This window comes from Sulfitobacter sp. SK025 (assembly GCF_003352105.1).
Taxonomy (GTDB): Bacteria; Pseudomonadota; Alphaproteobacteria; order Rhodobacterales; family Rhodobacteraceae; genus Sulfitobacter; species Sulfitobacter pontiacus.
The window spans coordinates 69818-89412 of sequence record NZ_CP025812.1 but is presented as its reverse complement, the minus strand read 5'-3'; the positions used below and the strand labels follow the sequence as shown (position 1 = coordinate 89412).

The window sequence follows — 19595 nt, the reverse complement described above, 5'->3', positions numbered from 1 at the left end:
GTCACTCTCCTCGCAAACGATGTGAGGATGAGCGGATATGGGATGGGTGATGATGAGCGAGCGCGAGTTGAACCGTGTGGAGGTTTTGGCGCAGGTCGATGATGGTCGGTTGAGCGTCGACAACGCGGCCAACATGCTGGACCTGACGCGTCGACAGATTTTCAGATTGCTGAAGCGGTATCGTCAGGATGGTGCACCTGCGATCCGGCATAAAGCGCGTGGGAAGTCGCCGAACAACCTGATCCATCAGGCCAAACGGGACTATGCGCTGAGCCTGATCAAGGAGAACTACCCGGATTTTGGGCCGACGCTTGCCGCTGAGATGCTGGCGGAATATCATGGCTTCAAAGTCTCTCGCGAGACGCTTCGCAAGTGGATGGTTGAAGATGGTATCTGGCTTTCGCGCAAGCAGCGCCGTCGGTTTCACCAGCCGCGTCTACGCCGGGAATGTTTCGGCGAGTTGATCCAGATCGACGGCTCGGATCATCGTTGGTTTGAGGATCGTGCTGGCCCTTGCACCCTGCTCGTCTTTATCGACGATGCCACCAGTACGCTGATGGAACTGAGGTTCGTGAGGTCAGAGAGTACGTTCAGCTATTTCGAAGCACTAGAAAGCTATCTGCTCGAACACGGTCGCCCCGTCGCCTTTTACAGCGACAAGCACACAGTGTTCCGTAAGCGGTGCACCGATCACACGGGACTGACGTAATTCCAAGGTAGCAGCTTGTTGATGTCGGTTTGTTTGTGTCCTGCGGCGATTGCCGTCAGGATACCAGACAGGTAGCCATGCGGTTCGATTTTGTTGAGTTTGCATGTCTCGATAAGTGACGCGATGACGGCCCAGTTTTGTGCGCCTGCGTCATGGCCCGCGAAGAGCGCGTTTTTTCGGTTGAGGGCGATGGGGCGGATCGTCCGCTCCACGGGGTTGTTGTCGAGTTCGATACGACCGTCGTCGAGGAACCGGCATAACCCGTCCCAGTATTTGGCAATATATTTCAGGGCTTCTCCGGTTGGGGATTTGGCCGAGACGCGGGCACGGCTTTGGGCCAGCCAAAGCGCGAAGGCGTCGATGATGGGTTTCGAGCGTGCCTGCCGTGCGGCGTGGCGTTGGTCGGCGCTCAGGCCGCGCAGGTCTTTTTCAATGCGATAGAGTGCTTGGATTTGAGCCAAGCCTTCCTGTCCAATCGGGGCCGCGCCGGATTGGGTAACGTCATGCAGCTTGCGACGGGCATGCGCCCAGCAGTATGCCAGTGTCACGTCTTGTGCTGGACGTTTGAGCAGACGGTTATAGCCTGCATATCCATCGACCTGCAGGGTGCCGCTGAAGCCTTTCAAGATAGTGACTGCATGCTGACCGGAGCGCCCCGGCGCATAGGTAAAGGCAACACCGGGTGGATCATCGCCGTCCCAAGGCCGGTCATCGCGGGCCAGGGCCCAGAAGTACCCGGTCTTTGTGCGTTTCCGCCCCGGTGCGAGAACCGGCGCGGGTGTTTCATCCATGAAGAGCTTGGTTGAGCGCTTGATATCCGCCATCAGCGCCTCATAGACCGGGGTCAATTCGAACGCCGATTTTCCGACCCATGCGGCCAGGGTCGAGCGATCCAGATCGATCCCCTGACGCCTGTAGATTTGCGCCTGCCGATAGAGCGGCAGGTGATCGGCGTATTTGGACACCAAAACATGGGCCAGCGTGGCCTCGGTTGGCATGCCGCCAGCAATGATGTGGGCGGGTGCCGGGGCTTGGGTGATCCCGCCCTCGCAGGACCGGCAAGCATACTTGGGCCGCCGGGTGACGATCACGCGGAACTGGGCGGGAATGATATCCAGCCGTTCGCTGACATCCTCGCCAATGACATGACGTTCTGCCCCGCAGGCGCAGGAGAGGTCATGTTCGATAACCACTTCAACCCGTTCCAGATGCTTGGGCAGTGACCCACGATTGGTCTGGCGTGGCTTTGTTGGCCGTGCGGGCGCGGTGCGCGCGTCGGCGTCAATCTCGGCTTCCACCTGCGCGATGGCCGTCTCGATATCCTCAAGTTCCAGCTCATACTGGGCTGGATCAATCTTCTCGGATTTGCTCCCGAAGAGGGCTTTCTTGAAGGAAGCGACCAGCGCCTCAAGTCGCGCATTCTGATCTTGTTGCGCGCGGATGATCGCCTTCAATTCGGCAATGTCATTGGGCAATTCGTCAGGCACACTCATGCCCGAGACCGTAACAAAACAAGGGCGGAATGACCCGCCCAAACGACCCTATGAGTCACTCCGCCGCAGCGGGGGCCGCTGTCTCCAAAGGTCGCACGCGCCGCCAATCCAAACCCGCAAACAGCGCCTCAAACTGGGCCGGTTCCAGCCGCATCACACCGTTCTTGATCGCAGGCCAGGTGAAGCTGCTATCTTCGAGCCGTTTGTACGCCATTACCAATCCGCTCCCGTCCCAATAGATCAGCTTCAGCCGATCCGCACGCTTGGCGCGGAAGACATAGACAGCCCCATCAAACGGCTTCTGGCGCAACTGGCTTTGCACCAAGGCGGCCAAACCATCATGGCCCTTGCGGAAGTCGACCGGATCGCTGGCCACAAAGATCCGCACCTTATGGGATGGCGTGATCATGGGGCCAGAGCCTTGGCGATCGCAGCAATCCGCGCGGCTGGCGTCGCAGCATCAAGACGAATGGTGACATCGCATTTGATCACATCAATCGTGCTGGCGGAAGCGGCAGGCAGAGGTTCGGCTAAAGGTGCAGGTGCCTCGATCTCAATAGGCACAAAATCCATGCCGTCCAAATTGGGCAGAACCAACTTACCCTGCCGCGCCATCCGACGCCAGTCAGACACCGTGCTGGGGATCAGCTCGTATCTCTGCGCCACAGCCTTGACCGTCTCGCCCTCAATCAGCGTCTCCGCAACAATCCGTGCCTTCAACTCAGGCGGCCAATTCCGCTTGCCGTCAGAACGGCGAGGCACCATTGCAAGAAACTCGCTTGTAGCTCCCATCGAGAAACTCCCTTGAAACAAAAGAGCCTCTGAATCGCAGATCAGGCGATATGCCGTAAGTGTGGGGTCGGCGCACCGCTTACAGTGTTCCGGGTGGCCAAGGAAGACGCAAAGGCTGGCGCGGGTATGAGGGGTCACTGCATAAAAGTGACGTTATCGTCCGGCTCGTGCGAACTTTACGGGAACATTCGCGGTTTCAGTCGGGTTTCTGACCTCTGAGGGCATTGTAGAGGCTTGTTTTGCTGATTTTGAGGCGCGCTGCGGCCTCTCGGACGGTCAATCCATCGCTGATATGGGCTTTGGCTTGCTCCAGCTTCTTGAGCGTGACGACAGGCTTGCGCCCTCCTTTTCTGCCGCGCGTTGCAGCAGCCTTCAATCCGGCCTGCGTGCGCTCGACAATGAGGTCACGCTCAAACTCGGCAAGCGCACCGAACAGATGGAACACCAAAGTGCCGCCGGTAGTTGTTGTGTCCACGCCTTCGGTCAGGGATTTGAAGCCAACACCGCGGTCGCCGAGGTCTGTCACTGTTTCCACCAGGTGCTTCATGGAGCGGCCCAGACGGTCGAGTTTCCAGACCAAAAGCGTGTCGCCCTTGCGCAGAAAGGCCAGGGCATTATTCAGGCCAGGGCGTTCGGCTTTGGCGCCGGAGATGACATCTTCAAACACAGTTTCGCAGCCCGCAGCTTTGAGCGCATCCACCTGCGGTTCCAGCTTTTGCTCAGTGGTCGAGATCCGCGCATATCCAATCAGAGCCATGAAGATAGCCTTGTCCGTTTTCCTGTCCATAAATCAACTTGTCCGACTTCCCGTTGTCAAGCCATATTGGCGGACGGAACGGGTCGTTCCGCCTAACGAGCGTTTCACGGACTTGGGACAAAAGAGGGTATTTTATGGCACGGCGACAAATATTGACGGCAAGTTTTTGGTCTCGGCTGATGGCACCACCCTCGAAGGATCGAGAAGTCGCGATGTATTGCACGCTCACCCCGGATGAGATCGAGGTTGTCGCCAGAAAGCGAACAGCTGCTGCGCGTCTGGGCTATGCCGTATCATTGGCTTATCTACGCCATCCCGGGCGGGTTCGTAATGTTGGAGAACAGGCCAACGACGTGATGCTGGCCTTTCTTGCAGATCAGGTTGATGCCAGCGCCTCCGATCTCGCGGTCTATGATCAGCGCCCGCAGACACGACGCGAACATATCGCGCAAATTATAGCTCGGTTTGGATACAAGGCGTTCACAAAACCCCTTGTGCGGGAGTTTGTTCATTGGCTGACACCATCTGCCGGAGAAGACCCGCGGGCCGAGCCTTTGGCAATTTCGTTGATTGAAGAACTGAGGCGGCGACGTATCCTGATCCCGGCGCGCCGTACCGTTGAACTGATTGTCAGGCATGCGATCCGGCGCGCGGAAAATGTCAGGATTTCCGCTCGGACCCGAGATCTGTATCCGGATCACCCCGACGCCCTGCGTGCATTGATTGCGCCACCTGAATCGGGCGAGGTGTCGACGCTGAGCTGGCTGAAAGCAGCACCCAAATCAGCGTCCTCCAAATCCATCAAGGCTGTTCTGGATCGCCTGAAGGTGGTTCGGGCGATCGGCCTGCCCAACAGTTTGCGTCAGAATATCTCGACATCAGCGCTCGACAGATTGGCAGGCGAAGGCTTGCGGATCACGGTGCAAAATCTGCGGCGTATGGCCTTGCCTCGGTTGCTGGCAGTTTTGTCGGCCGCCTGCCTGCGGCTGGAAGAACAGCTTACCGATCTTGCACTGGATATGTTCGACAAATTGCTGGGCCGAAGCTTTCGAAAGGCGGAACAACAAAGTTCCGACAAAGCGTCCAGGCTCCTGATGGACATCATCCGCCCTTTACAGTCACTCAAAGCATTTTGCCGTGAGGCTCTGACTGCCCGCCTGCAGACCGGTGATCTCAACGGAATATTGGACACGGCCAATTGGGACGAGATCGAGAGTGCGACATCCGCAATTGAAACCGCCCTCGGAGACGGAAAGCCCGACAAATATACTGAACTCATCGGAAAATATCAGACCGCCCGCCAGTTTGCGCCCATGATATTAAGGGGTTTTAGCTTCAAAGGTGCGGCCAGCGCTGCCAGCCTTCTGCGCGCGATAGATCTTTTGCGCGTTATGTATGAGGCGAACAAGCGCAGCCTGCCCGACAACCCGCCAACCGGGTTCATCCGGAAGGTTTGGCGCCCATTTGTCTTTCCGGCGCCCGGGGAGGTCAACCGGCGCGCATACGAGCTCTGCGTCTACTTCGAATTGCGTGATCGTCTTCGGGCAGGGGATGTCTGGGTCGCAGGAAGCCGGCAGCGACGCAACTTCGACGATCGGCTCATCCCCAAAGCCACCTTCGAGATCTTGCGTACCGAGGAGTCGTTGCCGATCGCCGCCGCGGCGGATGCAGAAACCTATCTTTCAGAACGGCAACAGCAGATCGAGGAGGCCATGGCCATTGTCGCGGCCCGTGCCGAAGCGGGGACGCTGCCGGATGCCGCCATTCAGGGTGGCACCCTGAGCATCACCCCGGTCAAAGATGAAACACCCGACGCCGCCACGGCCATGAGCCGACTGGCTTATGGGCAATTGCCACAAATCAAGATCCCCGACCTGCTGACAGAAGTGAACGCCTGGACCGGATTTGCGGAGTGCTTCACCCATTATCGCTCGGGCAAACCGGCGACAGATCAAAAGGCGCTGTTTGCCGCTGTCCTTGCCGATGGGGTCAATCTGAGTGTATCCCGCATGGCCGCGGCAACCCACAATCTGTCTGCCCGGCAAATCGCGTGGGCTCATGATTGGCATTTGCGCGAGGAGACCTATTCTGACGCTTTGGCTTGTCTGATCGACATGCAACGCGAGCTCCCTCTGGCCAAACTCTGGGGGGACGGCGTGACATCATCCTCAGATGGGCAGTTCTTCCGGGCCGGTGGCCGCGGTGAGGCCTCTGCAGATATCAACGCAAAGTACGGACGCACCCCAGGTCTCAAATTTTACACCCACATCTCAGATCAGTTCAGTCCGTTCCACTCGACGGTCATCACCGCCACCGAAAGCGAAGCGCCTTTCGTTTTGGATGGTCTGCTTCGCCACCAATCAGGCGTCGCAATCGAAGAGCATCACGTGGACACTGGCGGCGCGACGGATCATGTCTTTGCCCTGTGCTATCTCCTGGGGTTCCGCTTCGCGCCACGCTTGCGAAACTTCAAGGATCGCAAATTGTATCTCCTGCCCGGAATGAAGCCCCCGGCCATCATGACACCCTTCATCGGCGGCACCATCAAAGCAGGTCACATTGTCGACAACTGGCCTGAAATCCTCAGGCTGGCGACCTCCATCAAGGCCGGGACTACCACTGCTTCTGCGATCCTTAAAAGCCTGTCCGCATATCCCCGGCAAAACGGACTCGCAATTGCCTTGCGCGAACTGGGGCGATTGGAGCGGACCCTCTTTTCCCTGGAATGGATGCGCAGCCTTGAGTTGCGAAAAAGAACCAGCGCAAGTCTAGCCAGAGGAGAAGCCCGAAACGCCCTCGCGCGCGGGGTCTTCTTCAACCAACTCGGTGAAATGCGCGATCGCAGCTATGAGCATCAGATCCACAAAGCGTCGGGCCTCAACTTCCTGGTTGCCGCCATCATCCTGTGGAACACCAAATACCTGGAAGCCTCAATCACTGATCTGAGGAAAAACGGAGTAGCCATCCCAAACGAAATTACCAAACATATCGCACCACTTGGCTGGGCCCATGTAGGATTGACCGGGGACTACCTGTGGAACATGAACCCACCACTCAGCTCAGATCGCCTCAGGCCACTTCGGAAACACGAGATACAGGACGCCGCATAAGTTCTCCGTTCGTTCGCACGGCCCGGACAAAAATGACACTTTTATGTAGTGACCCCATTAGCAGGATCAGGTTTCTTTGATGTCATGATGTACCATAAGAATGGTACGCATTGATTTGCAATAGAGGTAGCTCTTACGTACAATCAGTTAATGACATCGACCCAAATCGGCTATGCACGCTGCTCCACCGACAAACAGGACCTGACCGCACAGCGGGACGCCCTGATCGACCTCGGTGTTGCCCCGGATCGCATCTACACTGACCACGGCCTGACAGGCCGCACGCGCGCCCGACCGGGCCTCGATCAGGCCCTGGCCGCAGTCCGAAAAGGCGACACTCTGGTCGTGACCAAGCTGGATAGGCTGGCGCGGTCTGCTCCCGATGCCCGCACCATTGCAGACGGCTTGGCGGAACGCGGCATCCGCCTCGCCCTGGGCGCTTCGGTCTATGATCCAACCGATCCCATGGGAAAGATGTTCTTCAACATCCTCGCCACCTTCGCCGAGTTCGAGTCCGACCTCATAAGGATGCGCACCCGCGAAGGCATGAAAATAGCCCGCGCCAAGGGCAAGCTGCGGGGCAAGAAACCCAAGCTGTCGGAGAAACAGCACCGCGAACTGCGCCGCATGTACGACACCGGGGACTACTCAATCAGTGACCTCGCAGATGTCTTCGCCGTCTCCAGACCGACGATCTACCGCACCCTCCAACGCACAGAGAGTGCCAATTAGCGTGCAAATATCAGTGCCATTTATCGTGAAAAGTCACAATTTTTAATGGGTTGAGAAACCGTGACAAAAACGACCGTTTTTGGCCGGTACCATTAGCTCATCCCGAAAGGTTGGTGCTAGACCGTCTTTGCCTCATACATAACGTCTTGGACGTGCTAACTCCTTACATTGTCCTTGATCTATCGACGCCGAAATTTAACCATGTAATCAGTCATTTCTTTCCAAGACAGCACTTGCCTCCGATGTGAAGCATGTTCGAGTGCGGAAAGTCGTTGCCGATCTTAACGCTGTAGAGGAAGAGAATATGCCCGAAAATCACACACCGGACGATGGTCACAACCACGCGCACGGCGGTTTTCTGAACCGGATTCTCGGTGGACGCGCCGAAGTCATCTTTGCCGTCTTGTGCGGTATTTGCCTGCTGCTTGGGTGGCTGGGACCGAAATACGGCATAATGTCCGAACAATTCGGATTTGGCCTGTTGTTGGCGGCTTACTTCTTCGGTGGGTATTTCACCCTGCGCGAGGCCGTTGAAAAAATTTCCAAGGGTCAGTTCCAGATTGATTTTCTGATGCTGGTGGCCGCGTCGGGTGCGGCCATTCTGGGGGAATGGGCCGAAGGGGCCTTCCTGCTGTTTCTGTTCAGCGTTGGTCATGCCCTTGAAAACTACGCCATGGGCCGGGCCAGAAACGCCGTGGCGGCCTTGGCTGGCCTGACACCGGACGAGGCTTTGGTCCGCAGGGGAGACAAAACCGAAACCGTCTTGATCGAAAACCTGCTGGTGGGTGACATTGTCGTTGTCCGTTCCAACGAACGTCTTCCGGCGGATGGCTTTGTGGTCAAGGGATCAAGTGCCGTAAATCAGGCCCCGATTACGGGCGAAAGTGCGCCGGTCGACAAACTGCCTGTCGATGATCCCGAATTTGCCGCCGCCAATCTGGACAAGCTGACACCGCAAACCCGCGTCTTTGCTGGGTCTATCAACGGCAGCGGCAGCCTGGATGTTCAGGTCACGAAACTGTCGGGTGAATCGACATTGGCGCGGGTGGTGACACTGGTCGCCGAGGCACAGACACGCCAGTCACCAACGCAGAATTTTACCAAGAAATTCGAAAAGATATTTGTGCCCTGCGTCATTGCGCTGGCCTTCGTGACCAGCTTTTCGTTCCTAATTCTGGACGAAACCGCCGCCCAGAGCTTTTACCGTGCGATGGCCGTTCTGGTCGCGGCCAGTCCCTGTGCCTTGGCAATCGCGACGCCCAGTGCCGTTCTATCGGGGGTCGCCCGCGCCGCGCGTGGCGGCGTGTTGATCAAAGGTGGCGCGCCGCTGGAAGCCATGGGGCATCTGGACGCGATTGCCTTTGACAAGACCGGCACGCTGACCATCGGCGAACCGCATCTGGTCGAAATCACACCTTACGGCGATGCGACCGAGACAGAGTTGTTGCAGGTCAGTGCCGCCGTCGAGATGCTGAGCGATCACCCGCTGGCACAGGCCGTTGTAAGAGATGTCAAAGACCGCCTCGGCGATTTGCCGTCCGAAGCCTCGGATTTTGCCAATATCATCGGGCAGGGCGTGTCTGCGAAGGTTGATAGCAAGGTCGTTCATATCGGCAAGACCGCCCTGTTTGAAAGTGTCGCAGGCTTGCCTTTGCCCGACGACTTGCGGGGCACGGTTGAGGCGATGTCGCAAAATGGCCGCACGACGATGATCGTCAGAAGCGGCGACAGGTATCTTGGCGCAATTGGCCTGATGGATACCCCCCGAGAAGACGCGCGTTCGGTTATCGCCGCGCTGCGTGATCTGGGACTGAAGCGGATGATGATGATCTCTGGTGACAACCAGAATGTCGCGAATGCTGTCGCCAAGGAGGTCGGTCTCGACACAGCGTTCGGCGATCTGATGCCCGAGGATAAGGTAACCAAAATTGCAGCGCTCAAGGCGGACGGTGGCGTGGCGATGGTCGGCGACGGCGTGAACGACGCCCCCGCGATGGCCAATGCCACGGTGGGCATTGCGATGGGGGCCGCCGGGTCGGACGTCGCGCTGGAAACGGCCGATATCGCGCTGATGGCCGATGATCTACAGACCTTGCCGTTTGCCGTGGGCCTAAGTCGCAAGACCAGCCGTATCATCCGCCTGAACCTGTGGTTCAGTCTTGGCGTTGTTGCACTGCTCATTCCGGCGACGTTGTTTGGTTTGGGGATCGGACCGGCTGTTTTGGTCCACGAAGGATCAACACTGGTTGTTGTTGCCAATGCCTTGAGATTGCTGGCTTTCAAGGACAATCGCGTCAAATCGGCATAGCGTGCGCGGTCACAAGCGTCCCTTGTTGGGTGAGTTTGACTGAGTATTCATCGGGTGGAACTTTTCCAAGTTCTCAGTTTTGTGTTACTGGCCGAAGCAACCCATTTTGAAAGCAAGTCAGAGGCGGTCATAGATGCAGTGAAGGTGTCAGCCCGCTGTTTTCGAGGTCCCAATTGGCCCGCCACGTGTCCGATCGTCGTTCCAGGACAAGATAGTTCCGCTGGGCGACATAACGTCCGCGCTGTCCTGGCAGCGGCAGAATGCGGACCCTATGCCGAGGCAGCGGTGCTTCGCCCAATTGTGCAAGACTGCCGAGAAACCTGGCCCAAGCTACGGGGGGTGCGCGATGCCGGACGCCACAAGCTGGTCGATCCGAAGGCCCTCTGCAAGGCCCATCACGGCCCGCGTTGCCAGATGAATCTCCCCGGAAACCACCGTGAGGTTCTGCCCGTCGGCGCGCGCCATGTCCCGCACAAGGCGCAACATCCGCGCCCACTCCGCGCGATGAGCACGGCTTTGCCACTGGTCGCGCAGATCGTCCTCGTATTTCTGCATACGGGGAATGACGACCATCAGCGCCTCGAGGATCGACAGTCGCGGCCCAAGCAATGGCACGCTCGACATCAGGAGCGTGCGGCCCGACGCTCCTGTTGCAGCTTCAGCTTCCATCATTGACCATCCACCCGTGCCCATGACACTCCTGCGCGTGCGCTCCGATCTCAGGTCCGGTGCCAGAATGCGCAACCCGGGCGCACGAACACCCCAGCCAAGGTGGTGCCCCGCCGGGTCGTGGAACCGTGCGGGAAGATCGCCCTCTGCCGCCGCCTGCTGGAAAATCAGAAAACTTTCCCGTGCTGCCACGAACAACGTCTGGCCGACCACCGAATGGGTCTGCCATCGCCTGAGCGAGCCCCAGCCGTCGCAGATATCGTGATCGTCCCACTGCATCAGCGATGGCACACGTGCGGCAATCCAGGCAAATTCGGGTGCCGCGTAAAGCGCTGCGTAGCGATCAAAAAACCGCTCGCGCAGGTGGTGACGCAGATCGGCCAGATCGGCTTGGGAAGGATCGTCGGGGACATGCGATGGCCAGTCTTCGCTCAGGGGATGGCCTCGCGTGACTTCGTCGGCGTAGACCTGATCGCCGCCATGCAGCAGCATTGCAAAAGGTTCCTCGCGGTGCGCCTTGCACAGCCGCGCCCACATCGCGTTGCGCTCCGACCCTTCACGCTCCAGGTCGCCGATCTCTTCACCGTTGCACGACACAAACGCGATCCGCAGATCGTCGTGCAAATCGCCAGCTACTAGGTAGGATTCGCCGTTCCAGTGATACTCAGAAGGCCGGTCGGCGGGCAGGTCGAACCGCGTGCGCCAGACCGTCGCGCTGTCGAACCGTGCCAATACTTCAACGTCATGCACCCCGCCGGGAGTTTCGACGGGCGGCGGGTGTTCCCCCCCATCCACAATGAACAGCGCCGAAAGCGTCAGCGTGCCATCGCCGATATTGTCGAGGATAAGGATGGGGCCAATCAGGGGCGCACGGGCAGCGGTCATGGCGTTCTGCCCGGAATGCGAGGCGATATCGTCATGGGCGATGATCCCGACCGGTACAGGTCCAATACGGATCGTACGGAATTTCAAGCATCCCGCGCCCGAATGTTCGCTTGGATGTGGGTGTCTTCAGCCGCAGTACCAAGCCACGCGAAACTCGAGCCTCCGTCTTGCCTACAATCGCTACCACCGCGACCTGCGCCGCAGGATAATCGGGAGCGCGATCAGCTTGGCAGAACCAGCAAGCCACACGAGTATCAGTCCGCCCTTGGCGAGCAAATGCACCGGACCAACGGCCCATCCGACCAACCCGTCCACATTCGCGGCGTCGCGTAACGCTGACACCTCGTTGCCGAGGCCGAACCAGCGCGCGAAACCGACGCCGAGATCGGTTGCGGGACCTGCCATGCCCGCTGCCCATGCCAGCAGCGGATCGACCAGCGCCCAGACACCGAGCGCCAGCAGTGACCAGATCACGATCCCGCCTATCAGAACTGCTCCCGGGATGCGTGGGATGCGCGCGGGAGCGTTGTCATCGTAGCGGCCATAGTTTTCGTATTGTGCACCATCGTCGTATCGATCACTGCTCCGCCGGTACTTCGTACGCCTGAAAAGATGATGGCCCATATCTATACATCCTCATGCATGGAGTGACTCTTTGGTCTGGGCCAAATCGGCATCCTCGACCTGGATCGTGGTGTGGGTAATGCCAGGTCCCATTTCAGGCTGCCCTTGTGGCGAATGGCGGAGGTTCCTCCGCCGCTGCCGCCGTGTCCCACGCCTATGCCCGTCTATTTCCTCAGTCGAACAATTCGTGCAGCCAGGACTTCCGGCGCGAACCGTGTTTGCCGTATCCGCTACCATGATGTCCACCGCCGTGCTTGCCGGAACGATAACCACGATCATCGTCGTCGTCACGCCGGTCACGTGCGCCTGACGGTGGTGGTGTCGCTTCACCGATGCTGCGCTCTATGATCTTGTCAAGTTCGCCGCGGTCGAGCCAGACCCCCCGGCAATCGGGGCAGAAATCGATCTCGATCCCCTGTCGGTCCGACATGCTCAACGCGACATCGCAAACCGGGCAGCGCATGGCTCCCCTTCTTCCTGTATTTCGTTCCGGGTTCCGACCCGGTTCCTTCAATTCAACTACCATCTTGTGGTTCTCCTTTCATTCTGGTGAGGCAGGCTAGACTAACAAATTCCGCTATCAATAACGGTGGTATTCCCGGGTTCTTACCACCCGTACTTGTTTCAATTATCGCGCAACTTCTGCCGATCTTAGGCACATAACATCTACAGTAACTGTAGGTTCAAGGGTGGTCGGTAATATTTTTTTTGTGCGTTGAAAATGTGACCGCGTCACCAAGCATTGCGACAGCCTCATGCCGTAATTTCAAATCACTGATAACCGGTAGGGGCTAGAAATTCACCTGCGGCGTGCTCTAGAATTTCCGCATGGCACCAAAGACAACACTGAACGCGGATAACCTTGCGGCACTTGGCGCTGAGCGTCTGGCTGATCTTCTGATTGAGATCACGAAAGGCAATGCAGGTGCGAAGCGACGGCTCAGGCTTGAGCTGGCGGGCGAAGTAGGGACGGGGGATGTGGCACGGGAAATTCGTAAGCGGCTTTCGGCGATTGCGCGGTCGCGGTCGTTTGTCGACTGGCAGGGGCGGAACGCCTTTGCGGCCGATCTGGATATGCAACGGCAAGCCATCGTTGGTCAAGTTGGACCGACGGACCCTAAAGCCGCATTTGAACTGATCTGGCGGTTCGTCGCCCTTGCCAATGGGGTCTATGAGCGGTGCGATGACAGCACTGGCCGGGTGCAATCAGTGTTTCACACGGCCTGCGAGGATCTGATTGATCTTTCTGAAGCGGTCGAGCCGGATCCGATTGTTCTAGCCGACCTTTTGCTCACGGCTTTGCCTGATGATGACTATGGGCACTATCCCGCGTTAATCTCAGGTTTGGCACCCATGCTGGGGACGGAGGGTCTGCAGCACCTCCGGGCTGGCATTGCCGCGTTGGACGAAGATGTGTCCGAGAATTACGCGCTGCGCATGGCGCTTGAAGAGATTGCGGATGCTGAGGGCGATACCGACGCTTACATCTCCCAGCAAAGTGATCTAGCGCGAAAATCATTCAGAGGGGCTGCAGAAATCGCCCAACGACTTCTTGGTGCGGGACGGCTTGAAGAGGCGTGGGCGGCGATTAACGCGCCCGACGAGGATAATCGCGGATGGATCCCTTATGAGTGGGAAGTGACCCGGATCAATGTGATGCAGGCGATGGGGCAAACGGATGCGGCGCGGGCGTTCATGTGGACCTGTTTTGCGCGTAGTCTGAACGCTGAGCATCTGCGCGCATGGCTCGCTGGGCTGCCAGATTTTGAAGACGTCGCGGCGGAGGATCAAGCCCTTGAGCACGCACAGGGCTTTGAAAGCTTCACAACGGCGCTGCATTTCTTGATGACATGGCCCGCATTTGCACAGGCGGCAGCCCTGATCACCAGTCGCGCCGCCGAAATTGACGGGAACCACTACGAGCTTCTCGGACCAGCCTCCGAAGCGCTGGAAGAGAAGTATCCGCTTGCCGCGACGCTTCTCAAGCGCGGGCTGATCAACTTTGCGCTTAAGAATGGCCGGGTCAAACGCTACCCCCATGCCGCGCCACTTACGCGAGTGTAAAAACCTAGCCGCAAGGATTGATGCGTTTGCTCCGTTTGAAACACATGAGGCTTTTGTTGCGGACTTAAGATCGGTTCATGGGAAGAAGACATCGTTTTGGGGGTCGGGGATGTGATAACCAGAGTGCCACTAGGTCGTGTTCTTATTTTGTTCTTATGCGCATAAGGATACTTATGTTAAATTTAAGCAAAATACAATCAATCTGGTGATATGCAATGCTTTGCTAAGACTGTCAGATCCTCTGTGCTCACCGGTGTTTTGCAGTTGCTCTGGAACGACAGAAGGCCGTGGCCCCCACGATCTTACGCAGGGGCCATCGACATATTTTATGGCAGCTTCATCTCGCTGTAGTCGCCCCTGACATAGAGCGTGACGGTAACGTCCTGCCCATCGCGATTCCGCCAGAACCAGCCATGATTGCCAGTGAATGCCGCCGTCAGGACGCCCTCTTCTTCCTCAACCGCACGGCCTTTTGCATAGCTGATGTTATTGCCACCTCCATCGCCGTGCAGGTCAAAGTTGACGACACCGTTTTCAGCAACCCACAGGAATTCGGCCTCTGCACCTTCTTCCATGACGAGTTTGACCTCGATCCCTTCGCCAGGGGTCAGTGTGACGCTAAATTGATCCGTCCATTCGGGGTCAGCGGTTTGGGCATGGGCCGCGCCGACAAAGAAGCTGAAGAACCCACCACCGAGGCTGGATTGTTCTTCGATGGCCCCTGTGTTCTGAATCTCCAGCAGGCGGTCGGCTTCGGCTTCTTCGGCAAGCTGGACCTTGATATCACCCATCTCTGCCAAGCCAACGGCCTTGCCTATGCCAGTGGGATCAATCCCGTATTCTGAAGGCAAGACGACCGTGACGAGGATCGCGACCGCTGCGACTGCAGCCAGAATCGTAGACTTGATAAGCTGCGCTGAGGTTGGCAGTTCGTCGGGGTTTGGTTTGTTTCCGTTGTGCATTTTCTTATTCTCCAAAATGTTAGGCGACGAAGTAGCCGGTCATCTGGTATCCCACCAGAATGAATCCGGCAGACATCATCACGACGTTTGCGGTGTAGGCATGTTTCCAGAAGCTGGTTGTCTTGCGCCAATAGCCCATGACGATCAGGATCATCGCCAAAGCTATTAATTGACCAATCTCGACGCCGACGTTGAATGCCAGCAGGTTGGGAATCAGACCATTCGGTGCGATGTCATATTCAAGCAGCTTGGTCGCCAAACCCAATCCGTGGAAAAAGCCAAAGATCAGGGTCGCAGCCTTGGTGTCGGGTTGGACCCCAAACCAGCGCTGATAGGCCCCAAGATTGTCGAGCGCTTTGTAGACCACCGACAGTCCAATGATGGCGTCGATGAGATAGGAACTGAAGTTCCAGCCAAAGTAGACGCCAGCCAGCATCGTCGTGGAGTGACCGATGGCGAACAAGCTGACGTAGATGCCGACGTGCTTCATCTTGTAAAGGAAGAAGACGACGCCAAACAGGAACAGCAGATGGTCGTAGCCGGTGACCATATGCTTGGCCCCCAAATACATGAAAGGGATCAGCTTCATGCCGCTGACCTCTTGGATATAGCCCTTATCACCCGCCGTGACGGCATGGGCAAAGGCAGTGGTCGCGAACGCGATCAGCGCCAGCAGGACCAGTGCCATGAGGATCAGGGGTTGCCGCATTGGATGCGACCAAGCCCCCGACCCGTAGGATCGGTTGTGTATCATTGTGATTTTCCGCTTTGTGAAAGTGTAGGATGACAGCGCCCAAAGGGCGCAGCATCACACGCGCGGAGGTCGGTCTAGATCGAACTCCCTGCGATCTGGCATCGCATAGTGGGCTAATGTCCAGGTCGTCCGTGTCGGTAGCGCCATACCCGATGATCCACGAGGTGGCAGGAATGCGGTGTTATGGTCGTGGTCGGCTACATCATGAGCGTGTCCATGATAAGCATCCATCGCACTGACAACTTCATCATGCGCATGGCCGTGTTCTCCGATCTCAGCCTGATGGTCGACAGCAATCGGTGTTAGGTTGGTCAGGTCGTGAGAGATCATACGAGAATTGAACGACAGAATCATGCCCACCGCTAAAGCAATGGTCAGAACAGCTCTCAGAAAATATGTTATCTGCCGCCTCATGCAACTCTTTCCCGCAGGTTTCGGCCCGCTTGTTCTATCCTCCTAGGGGGGATAGTCGTTGTTTATGACAAAACACACCCACCATGCAACCCACCCCGATATCGTCAAGCGGCTGAAACGTGCCAACGGGCATCTTTTGAGTGTAATCGGGATGATTGAGGCAGAGCGCCCCTGCACCGACATCGCCCAACAACTTCATGCTGTTGAAAAGGCCATCACGCAGGCCAAACGCACGTTGATTCAAGACCATATCGACCATTGCCTCGACAACGCCCTGACCGGCTCCAGCGACTCCCCAGTCGCCGCTGAGTTCAAGGCGATCACCAAGTATCTGTGAGGAACAACGCATGCTCTCCGTCCTGACTGACCGCACCTATCGTCATTTGTTCCTCGCGCAAATCGTGGCACTGCTTGGCACAGGGCTGGCCAACTTGTTGCTGTTGGTAGCAAAGACCAAGTTTTGGGTTTGATCGAACTGCGCGACCGCATCCGCCCGGATGCAAAAGGCATCGTTGCGCGACTGCATGCACAAGGTGTCCAGAAAATCGTCATGTTGACTGGCGACAACGAACGCACAGCACGCGCCGTGGCGGCAGTGGTTGGTATTGATGAGGTGCGCGCCGAACTGCTCCCCGAAGACAAGGTACGAGCTATTGAAGAACTGGTTGAAAAATACGATGTCGTTGCGATGATCGGTGACGGTGTGAATGATGCACCAGCCATGGCGCGGGCTCATTTCGCCATTGCCATGGGCGCAGTTGGCTCAGATGCTGCCATCGAAACCGCCGATATCGCGCTTATGACGGACGATATCGGCAAGGTGCCATGGCTCATCGGACATTCGCGCCGGACAATGAACATTATCCATCAGGACATCGGAATATCGCTGGCGACCAAAGCGCTATTCGTTGGGCTTACTGCATTTGGCATGGCCAGTATGTGGGGCGCTATCGCCGCTGATGTTGGTGTCTCATTGCTTGTCGTTGCTAACGCTTTGCGGCTGCTGCGGGCCAAGAAAGACAATGGTAAGCCGAAGGATTATAAAACATTGAGTGAAAAAGAAATGCAAGGTGTGCAGGCAAATGGTCATTGAACTCAAAAAACCAAATTGGAAACCGCAGGAAAAAACAGCGGAGTTGTCCGGGTTTGGTTGAGGACATTGCAGGGCAAGTTAATGCGCGCTAGCGAGCTCAATGAGCATCGCGAGCAAAAGATGAAAAAAGATCGCAGTAGGGAGTCAAATCTTGGCTTTGAGTTGCGAGGCGCAAGACTTCACTCAAGTAGCGTAAATGTGAACGGAAACTAGCCTTTGATTCTGATGGTGAACGACATGCGACAAAAAGCGAATGGACCATCGGTTACGTGTCCTGTAAAGGTCCCATTATGAAGTATTTGTCCGCCATTCGTGTTGCTAAAATTGGGTTGGCCATATTGCTTTCGGCTGCTCTGAATTTCAGCAATGCAAAAGCCGATGCCCATGTGTTTGAGGCAAGTGAAGCGGTCTTTGAAAAAATTATTTTTGCTACCGATACGGGTGATCTTGATTTAGCTACTCAGGATCAAAGATTTAGCGAAAATGGTGAGGCATCCCATGGCTTTGGCGATTGCCATATCCACATCATTGGACTGAAGCAGGCGCAGTTGGCATGCGATCAGGCGTCAGCAGACCGATCGCGACACTGGGCTGACGCCTCTGTGGTCCTTGCCACGCTCCAAGGTTTTTACCGTCCTCCGCGAGGCTGATCTGCCCCATTGCAGAGTGGTATTTTACATATCCCGTGTCGGAACGGGCTTTGTAGAAACTCATAAATATCACAGCAGACCAAACCGTTTGAGGCGAACCTGTTTCAGGGCCATTTCATCGGTTTGATCATGCCAGACGAAGTTCCAACAGGTGCCTGGACGTGTTTTCAGTGACCTATTCAATCCCTGGAGTACGATTATGAAACTGACAACGATGACCATGGCTGCGATGACGGTGGGCGTATTTGCCTTCGTCACGATACCTGCCACGTCTGGCAAGGCGGAAACGCCCTTGCCGATGACTGCAGCAGCTGCAGCAGCGCCGCAAGATGACGATCATGCCGATGAGGCCAAAGACGCGCACGGCGACGACGACCACGCAGGTGAAGCCAAGGATGCGCACGGCGATGACGATCATGCAGGCGAAGCCAAGGATGCGCATGGCGATGACGATCATGCAGGCGAAGCTGAAGGCGCACACGGCGATGAAGGCGGTGGCGATGTTGTTAAACTGACCCCCGAAGTCGCGAAAGAGGCCGGAATCCTGCTCGAGCAAGCTGAATTGGGTGCCTTGGGCGAATCCCTTAGTCTGCCAGCAGAAATCCGCTTTGACGCGGACCGGATGGCAAATGTCACGCCCAAAGTGAGCGGAGTCATCGACCGGCTTTTGGTTGGTGAAGGCGACACCGTTGCCTATGGAGATACGCTGGCACTGATCACAAGCCGCGAGCTTGCAGGGTTGAAATCGCAATGGATCATTGCGCAAACAAATGAAGTCCTTGCCGCACAGGCGTTGGAACGCCTGGAAGGTCTGTGGGCGCAAAAAATCACATCCGAGGCGAATGTCCAAACGGCCCGCGCAGAGCATGAATCGGCAAAGACCGAAAGTGAAGCCGCAGAAACCGAACTGCATGCCGTCGGAATTGATCACGCCGCTCTCGAAAAAATAGCCGCTGCTCAGGATGGCAACAATGCCAATGCCTATCTGACTGCACCACTTGCGGGAACAATTGTACGACGTGCGGCGACGCTGGGAGAAACGGTAACAGCCGGGGATTCCAGCGCCAAGGTGCTGTTCACGATTGTCGATGACAGCGTGGTTTGGGCCGATATCGCGGTTTACAAGCAAGACATCAGCCGCGTTCGCGTTGGCGCACCCGTTGCCTTGAAATCAGACGCAGGCGACGTCATCGCACAATCAACGGTGGCCTTTATTCTACCGGTTATTGATGAAGTGTCGCGCACGGCGACGGCGCGTGTCATCATCGACAACTCTGACAGAACCCTGACCCCCGGCCAGTTTGTGATTGCAGATCTCAGCGTCGGCAATGCCGCGGAGGTTTTGCGCGTGCCACAATCCGCCGTGCAACTGGTAGAGAACCGTCCGTCTGTTTTTGTCCCTGTTGACGGCGGGTTCGCACCGCGCGCCGTCATGGTCGGCACAACCGCTGGCGGCTATGTGGAAATCCGCACCGGGCTGGAGGAAGGCGACCTCTTTGTCTCTGACGGTGCCTTCACACTCAAAGCCCAACTTGAAAAAGACGCCTTTGGCGACGGCCACGGACATTAGGATAGCTGA

General features: G+C 57.0%; 15 protein-coding genes and 3 pseudogenes. 9 read left to right on the top strand and 9 right to left on the bottom strand.

Going from position 1 to position 19595, the window contains the following annotated elements; all coding sequences use genetic code 11:
* Positions 1–37 precede the first annotated feature (37 nt).
* Positions 38–700 (top strand): annotated as a pseudogene (locus C1J04_RS18665) (ISNCY family transposase); the annotation flags it as partial.
* Here C1J04_RS18665 and tnpC read toward each other — a convergent pair.
* The 4 genes from tnpC to C1J04_RS18645 all read right to left on the bottom strand — a co-directional run bounded on the left by tnpC (position 691) and on the right by C1J04_RS18645 (position 3751).
* Positions 691–2202 carry an IS66 family transposase gene (gene tnpC / locus C1J04_RS18660; protein ID WP_009826845.1) on the bottom strand — a complete coding sequence of 504 codons (1512 nt, stop codon included), beginning with the start codon at positions 2200–2202 and terminating at the stop codon, positions 691–693. The pseudogene C1J04_RS18665 and the gene tnpC sit on opposite strands and share 10 nt — an antisense overlap.
* A gap of 55 nt (positions 2203–2257) precedes the next feature.
* A complete protein-coding gene (gene tnpB / locus C1J04_RS18655) occupies positions 2258–2611 on the bottom strand; it encodes an IS66 family insertion sequence element accessory protein TnpB (RefSeq protein WP_009826846.1) in 354 nt (117 codons plus the stop codon).
* Positions 2608–2994: a transposase gene (locus tag C1J04_RS18650; protein WP_240790901.1), complete on the bottom strand. Its 387-nt coding sequence runs from the start codon at positions 2992–2994 to the stop codon at positions 2608–2610. The genes tnpB and C1J04_RS18650 overlap by 4 nt, the downstream gene beginning before the upstream one ends.
* 196 nt (positions 2995–3190) lie before the next feature.
* On the bottom strand, positions 3191–3751 hold the full coding sequence (locus C1J04_RS18645) for a recombinase family protein (RefSeq protein ID WP_037955014.1): 561 nt from the start codon (positions 3749–3751) through the stop codon (positions 3191–3193).
* A gap of 134 nt (positions 3752–3885) precedes the next feature.
* On the opposite strand from C1J04_RS18645, the gene C1J04_RS18640 reads away from it, so the two are divergent.
* The 3 genes from C1J04_RS18640 (at position 3886) to C1J04_RS18630 (ending at position 9901) form a co-directional block, all read left to right on the top strand.
* Positions 3886–6861: a Tn3 family transposase gene (locus tag C1J04_RS18640; RefSeq protein ID WP_037955028.1), complete on the top strand. Its 2976-nt coding sequence runs from the start codon at positions 3886–3888 to the stop codon at positions 6859–6861.
* 150 nt (positions 6862–7011) lie between these two features.
* On the top strand, positions 7012–7593 hold the full coding sequence (locus C1J04_RS18635) for a recombinase family protein (RefSeq protein WP_009827334.1): 582 nt from the start codon (positions 7012–7014) through the stop codon (positions 7591–7593).
* Between the two features lie 259 nt (positions 7594–7852).
* Positions 7853–9901: a heavy metal translocating P-type ATPase gene (locus C1J04_RS18630; protein WP_009827335.1), complete on the top strand. Its 2049-nt coding sequence runs from the start codon at positions 7853–7855 to the stop codon at positions 9899–9901.
* Positions 9902–10231: 330 nt separating this feature from the next.
* On the opposite strand, the gene C1J04_RS18625 is transcribed toward C1J04_RS18630, so the two are convergent.
* From C1J04_RS18625 to C1J04_RS18615, 3 genes are all read right to left on the bottom strand, one after another.
* Positions 10232–11542 carry an alkaline phosphatase D family protein gene (locus tag C1J04_RS18625; protein WP_009827336.1) on the bottom strand — a complete coding sequence of 437 codons (1311 nt, stop codon included), beginning with the start codon at positions 11540–11542 and terminating at the stop codon, positions 10232–10234.
* Between the two features lie 93 nt (positions 11543–11635).
* Entirely contained in the window at positions 11636–11929 is a 294-nt protein-coding gene (locus C1J04_RS18620) for a hypothetical protein (RefSeq protein ID WP_254693898.1), read from the bottom strand.
* Positions 11930–12251: 322 nt separating this feature from the next.
* A complete protein-coding gene (locus C1J04_RS18615; protein WP_037955031.1) occupies positions 12252–12542 on the bottom strand; it encodes a TFIIB-type zinc ribbon-containing protein in 291 nt (96 codons plus the stop codon).
* A 365-nt stretch (positions 12543–12907) separates the two neighbouring features.
* Between C1J04_RS18615 and C1J04_RS18610 the strand changes: the two are divergent.
* Positions 12908–14258 (top strand): annotated as a pseudogene (locus C1J04_RS18610) (DUF6880 family protein).
* A 211-nt stretch (positions 14259–14469) separates the two neighbouring features.
* Here the strand turns inward: C1J04_RS18610 and C1J04_RS18605 are convergent.
* Both C1J04_RS18605 and C1J04_RS18600 read right to left on the bottom strand, forming a co-directional pair.
* Positions 14470–15105 carry a hypothetical protein gene (locus tag C1J04_RS18605; protein ID WP_009827340.1) on the bottom strand — a complete coding sequence of 212 codons (636 nt, stop codon included), beginning with the start codon at positions 15103–15105 and terminating at the stop codon, positions 14470–14472.
* A 19-nt stretch (positions 15106–15124) separates the two neighbouring features.
* The gene (locus C1J04_RS18600) at positions 15125–15814 is read right to left on the bottom strand and encodes a HupE/UreJ family protein (protein WP_009827341.1); all 690 of its coding nucleotides are present in this window, start codon (positions 15812–15814) and stop codon (positions 15125–15127) included.
* A gap of 523 nt (positions 15815–16337) precedes the next feature.
* Here C1J04_RS18600 and C1J04_RS18595 point away from each other — a divergent pair.
* From C1J04_RS18595 to C1J04_RS18580, 4 genes and pseudogenes are all read left to right on the top strand, one after another.
* The gene (locus C1J04_RS18595; RefSeq protein ID WP_009827343.1) at positions 16338–16610 is read left to right on the top strand and encodes a metal-sensing transcriptional repressor; all 273 of its coding nucleotides are present in this window, start codon (positions 16338–16340) and stop codon (positions 16608–16610) included.
* A 90-nt stretch (positions 16611–16700) separates the two neighbouring features.
* Positions 16701–17366 (top strand): annotated as a pseudogene (locus C1J04_RS18590) (HAD-IC family P-type ATPase); the annotation flags it as partial.
* A 290-nt stretch (positions 17367–17656) separates the two neighbouring features.
* A complete protein-coding gene (locus C1J04_RS18585; RefSeq protein ID WP_009827346.1) occupies positions 17657–18016 on the top strand; it encodes a hypothetical protein in 360 nt (119 codons plus the stop codon).
* A 199-nt stretch (positions 18017–18215) separates the two neighbouring features.
* Entirely contained in the window at positions 18216–19586 is a 1371-nt protein-coding gene (locus tag C1J04_RS18580) for an efflux RND transporter periplasmic adaptor subunit (RefSeq protein ID WP_009827347.1), read from the top strand.
* Positions 19587–19595: the final 9 nt, after the last annotated feature.

Coding starts and splice junctions, on each gene's coding strand:
- C1J04_RS18650 (WP_240790901.1), bottom strand. CDS start 2,994: ATGGGAGCTACAAGCGAGTTTCTTGCAATGGTGCCTCGCCGTTCTGAC.
- tnpB (WP_009826846.1), bottom strand. CDS start 2,611: ATGATCACGCCATCCCATAAGGTGCGGATCTTTGTGGCCAGCGATCCG.
- C1J04_RS18585 (WP_009827346.1), top strand. CDS start 17,657: ATGAAGTATTTGTCCGCCATTCGTGTTGCTAAAATTGGGTTGGCCATA.
- C1J04_RS18605 (WP_009827340.1), bottom strand. CDS start 15,105: ATGCACAACGGAAACAAACCAAACCCCGACGAACTGCCAACCTCAGCG.
- C1J04_RS18640 (WP_037955028.1), top strand. CDS start 3,886: ATGGCACGGCGACAAATATTGACGGCAAGTTTTTGGTCTCGGCTGATG.
- C1J04_RS18645 (WP_037955014.1), bottom strand. CDS start 3,751: ATGGCTCTGATTGGATATGCGCGGATCTCGACCACTGAGCAAAAGCTG.
- C1J04_RS18635 (WP_009827334.1), top strand. CDS start 7,012: ATGACATCGACCCAAATCGGCTATGCACGCTGCTCCACCGACAAACAG.
- C1J04_RS18615 (WP_037955031.1), bottom strand. CDS start 12,542: ATGCGCTGCCCGGTTTGCGATGTCGCGTTGAGCATGTCGGACCGACAG.
- C1J04_RS18600 (WP_009827341.1), bottom strand. CDS start 15,814: ATGCGGCAACCCCTGATCCTCATGGCACTGGTCCTGCTGGCGCTGATC.
- C1J04_RS18595 (WP_009827343.1), top strand. CDS start 16,338: ATGACAAAACACACCCACCATGCAACCCACCCCGATATCGTCAAGCGG.
- C1J04_RS18580 (WP_009827347.1), top strand. CDS start 18,216: ATGAAACTGACAACGATGACCATGGCTGCGATGACGGTGGGCGTATTT.
- tnpC (WP_009826845.1), bottom strand. CDS start 2,202: ATGAGTGTGCCTGACGAATTGCCCAATGACATTGCCGAATTGAAGGCG.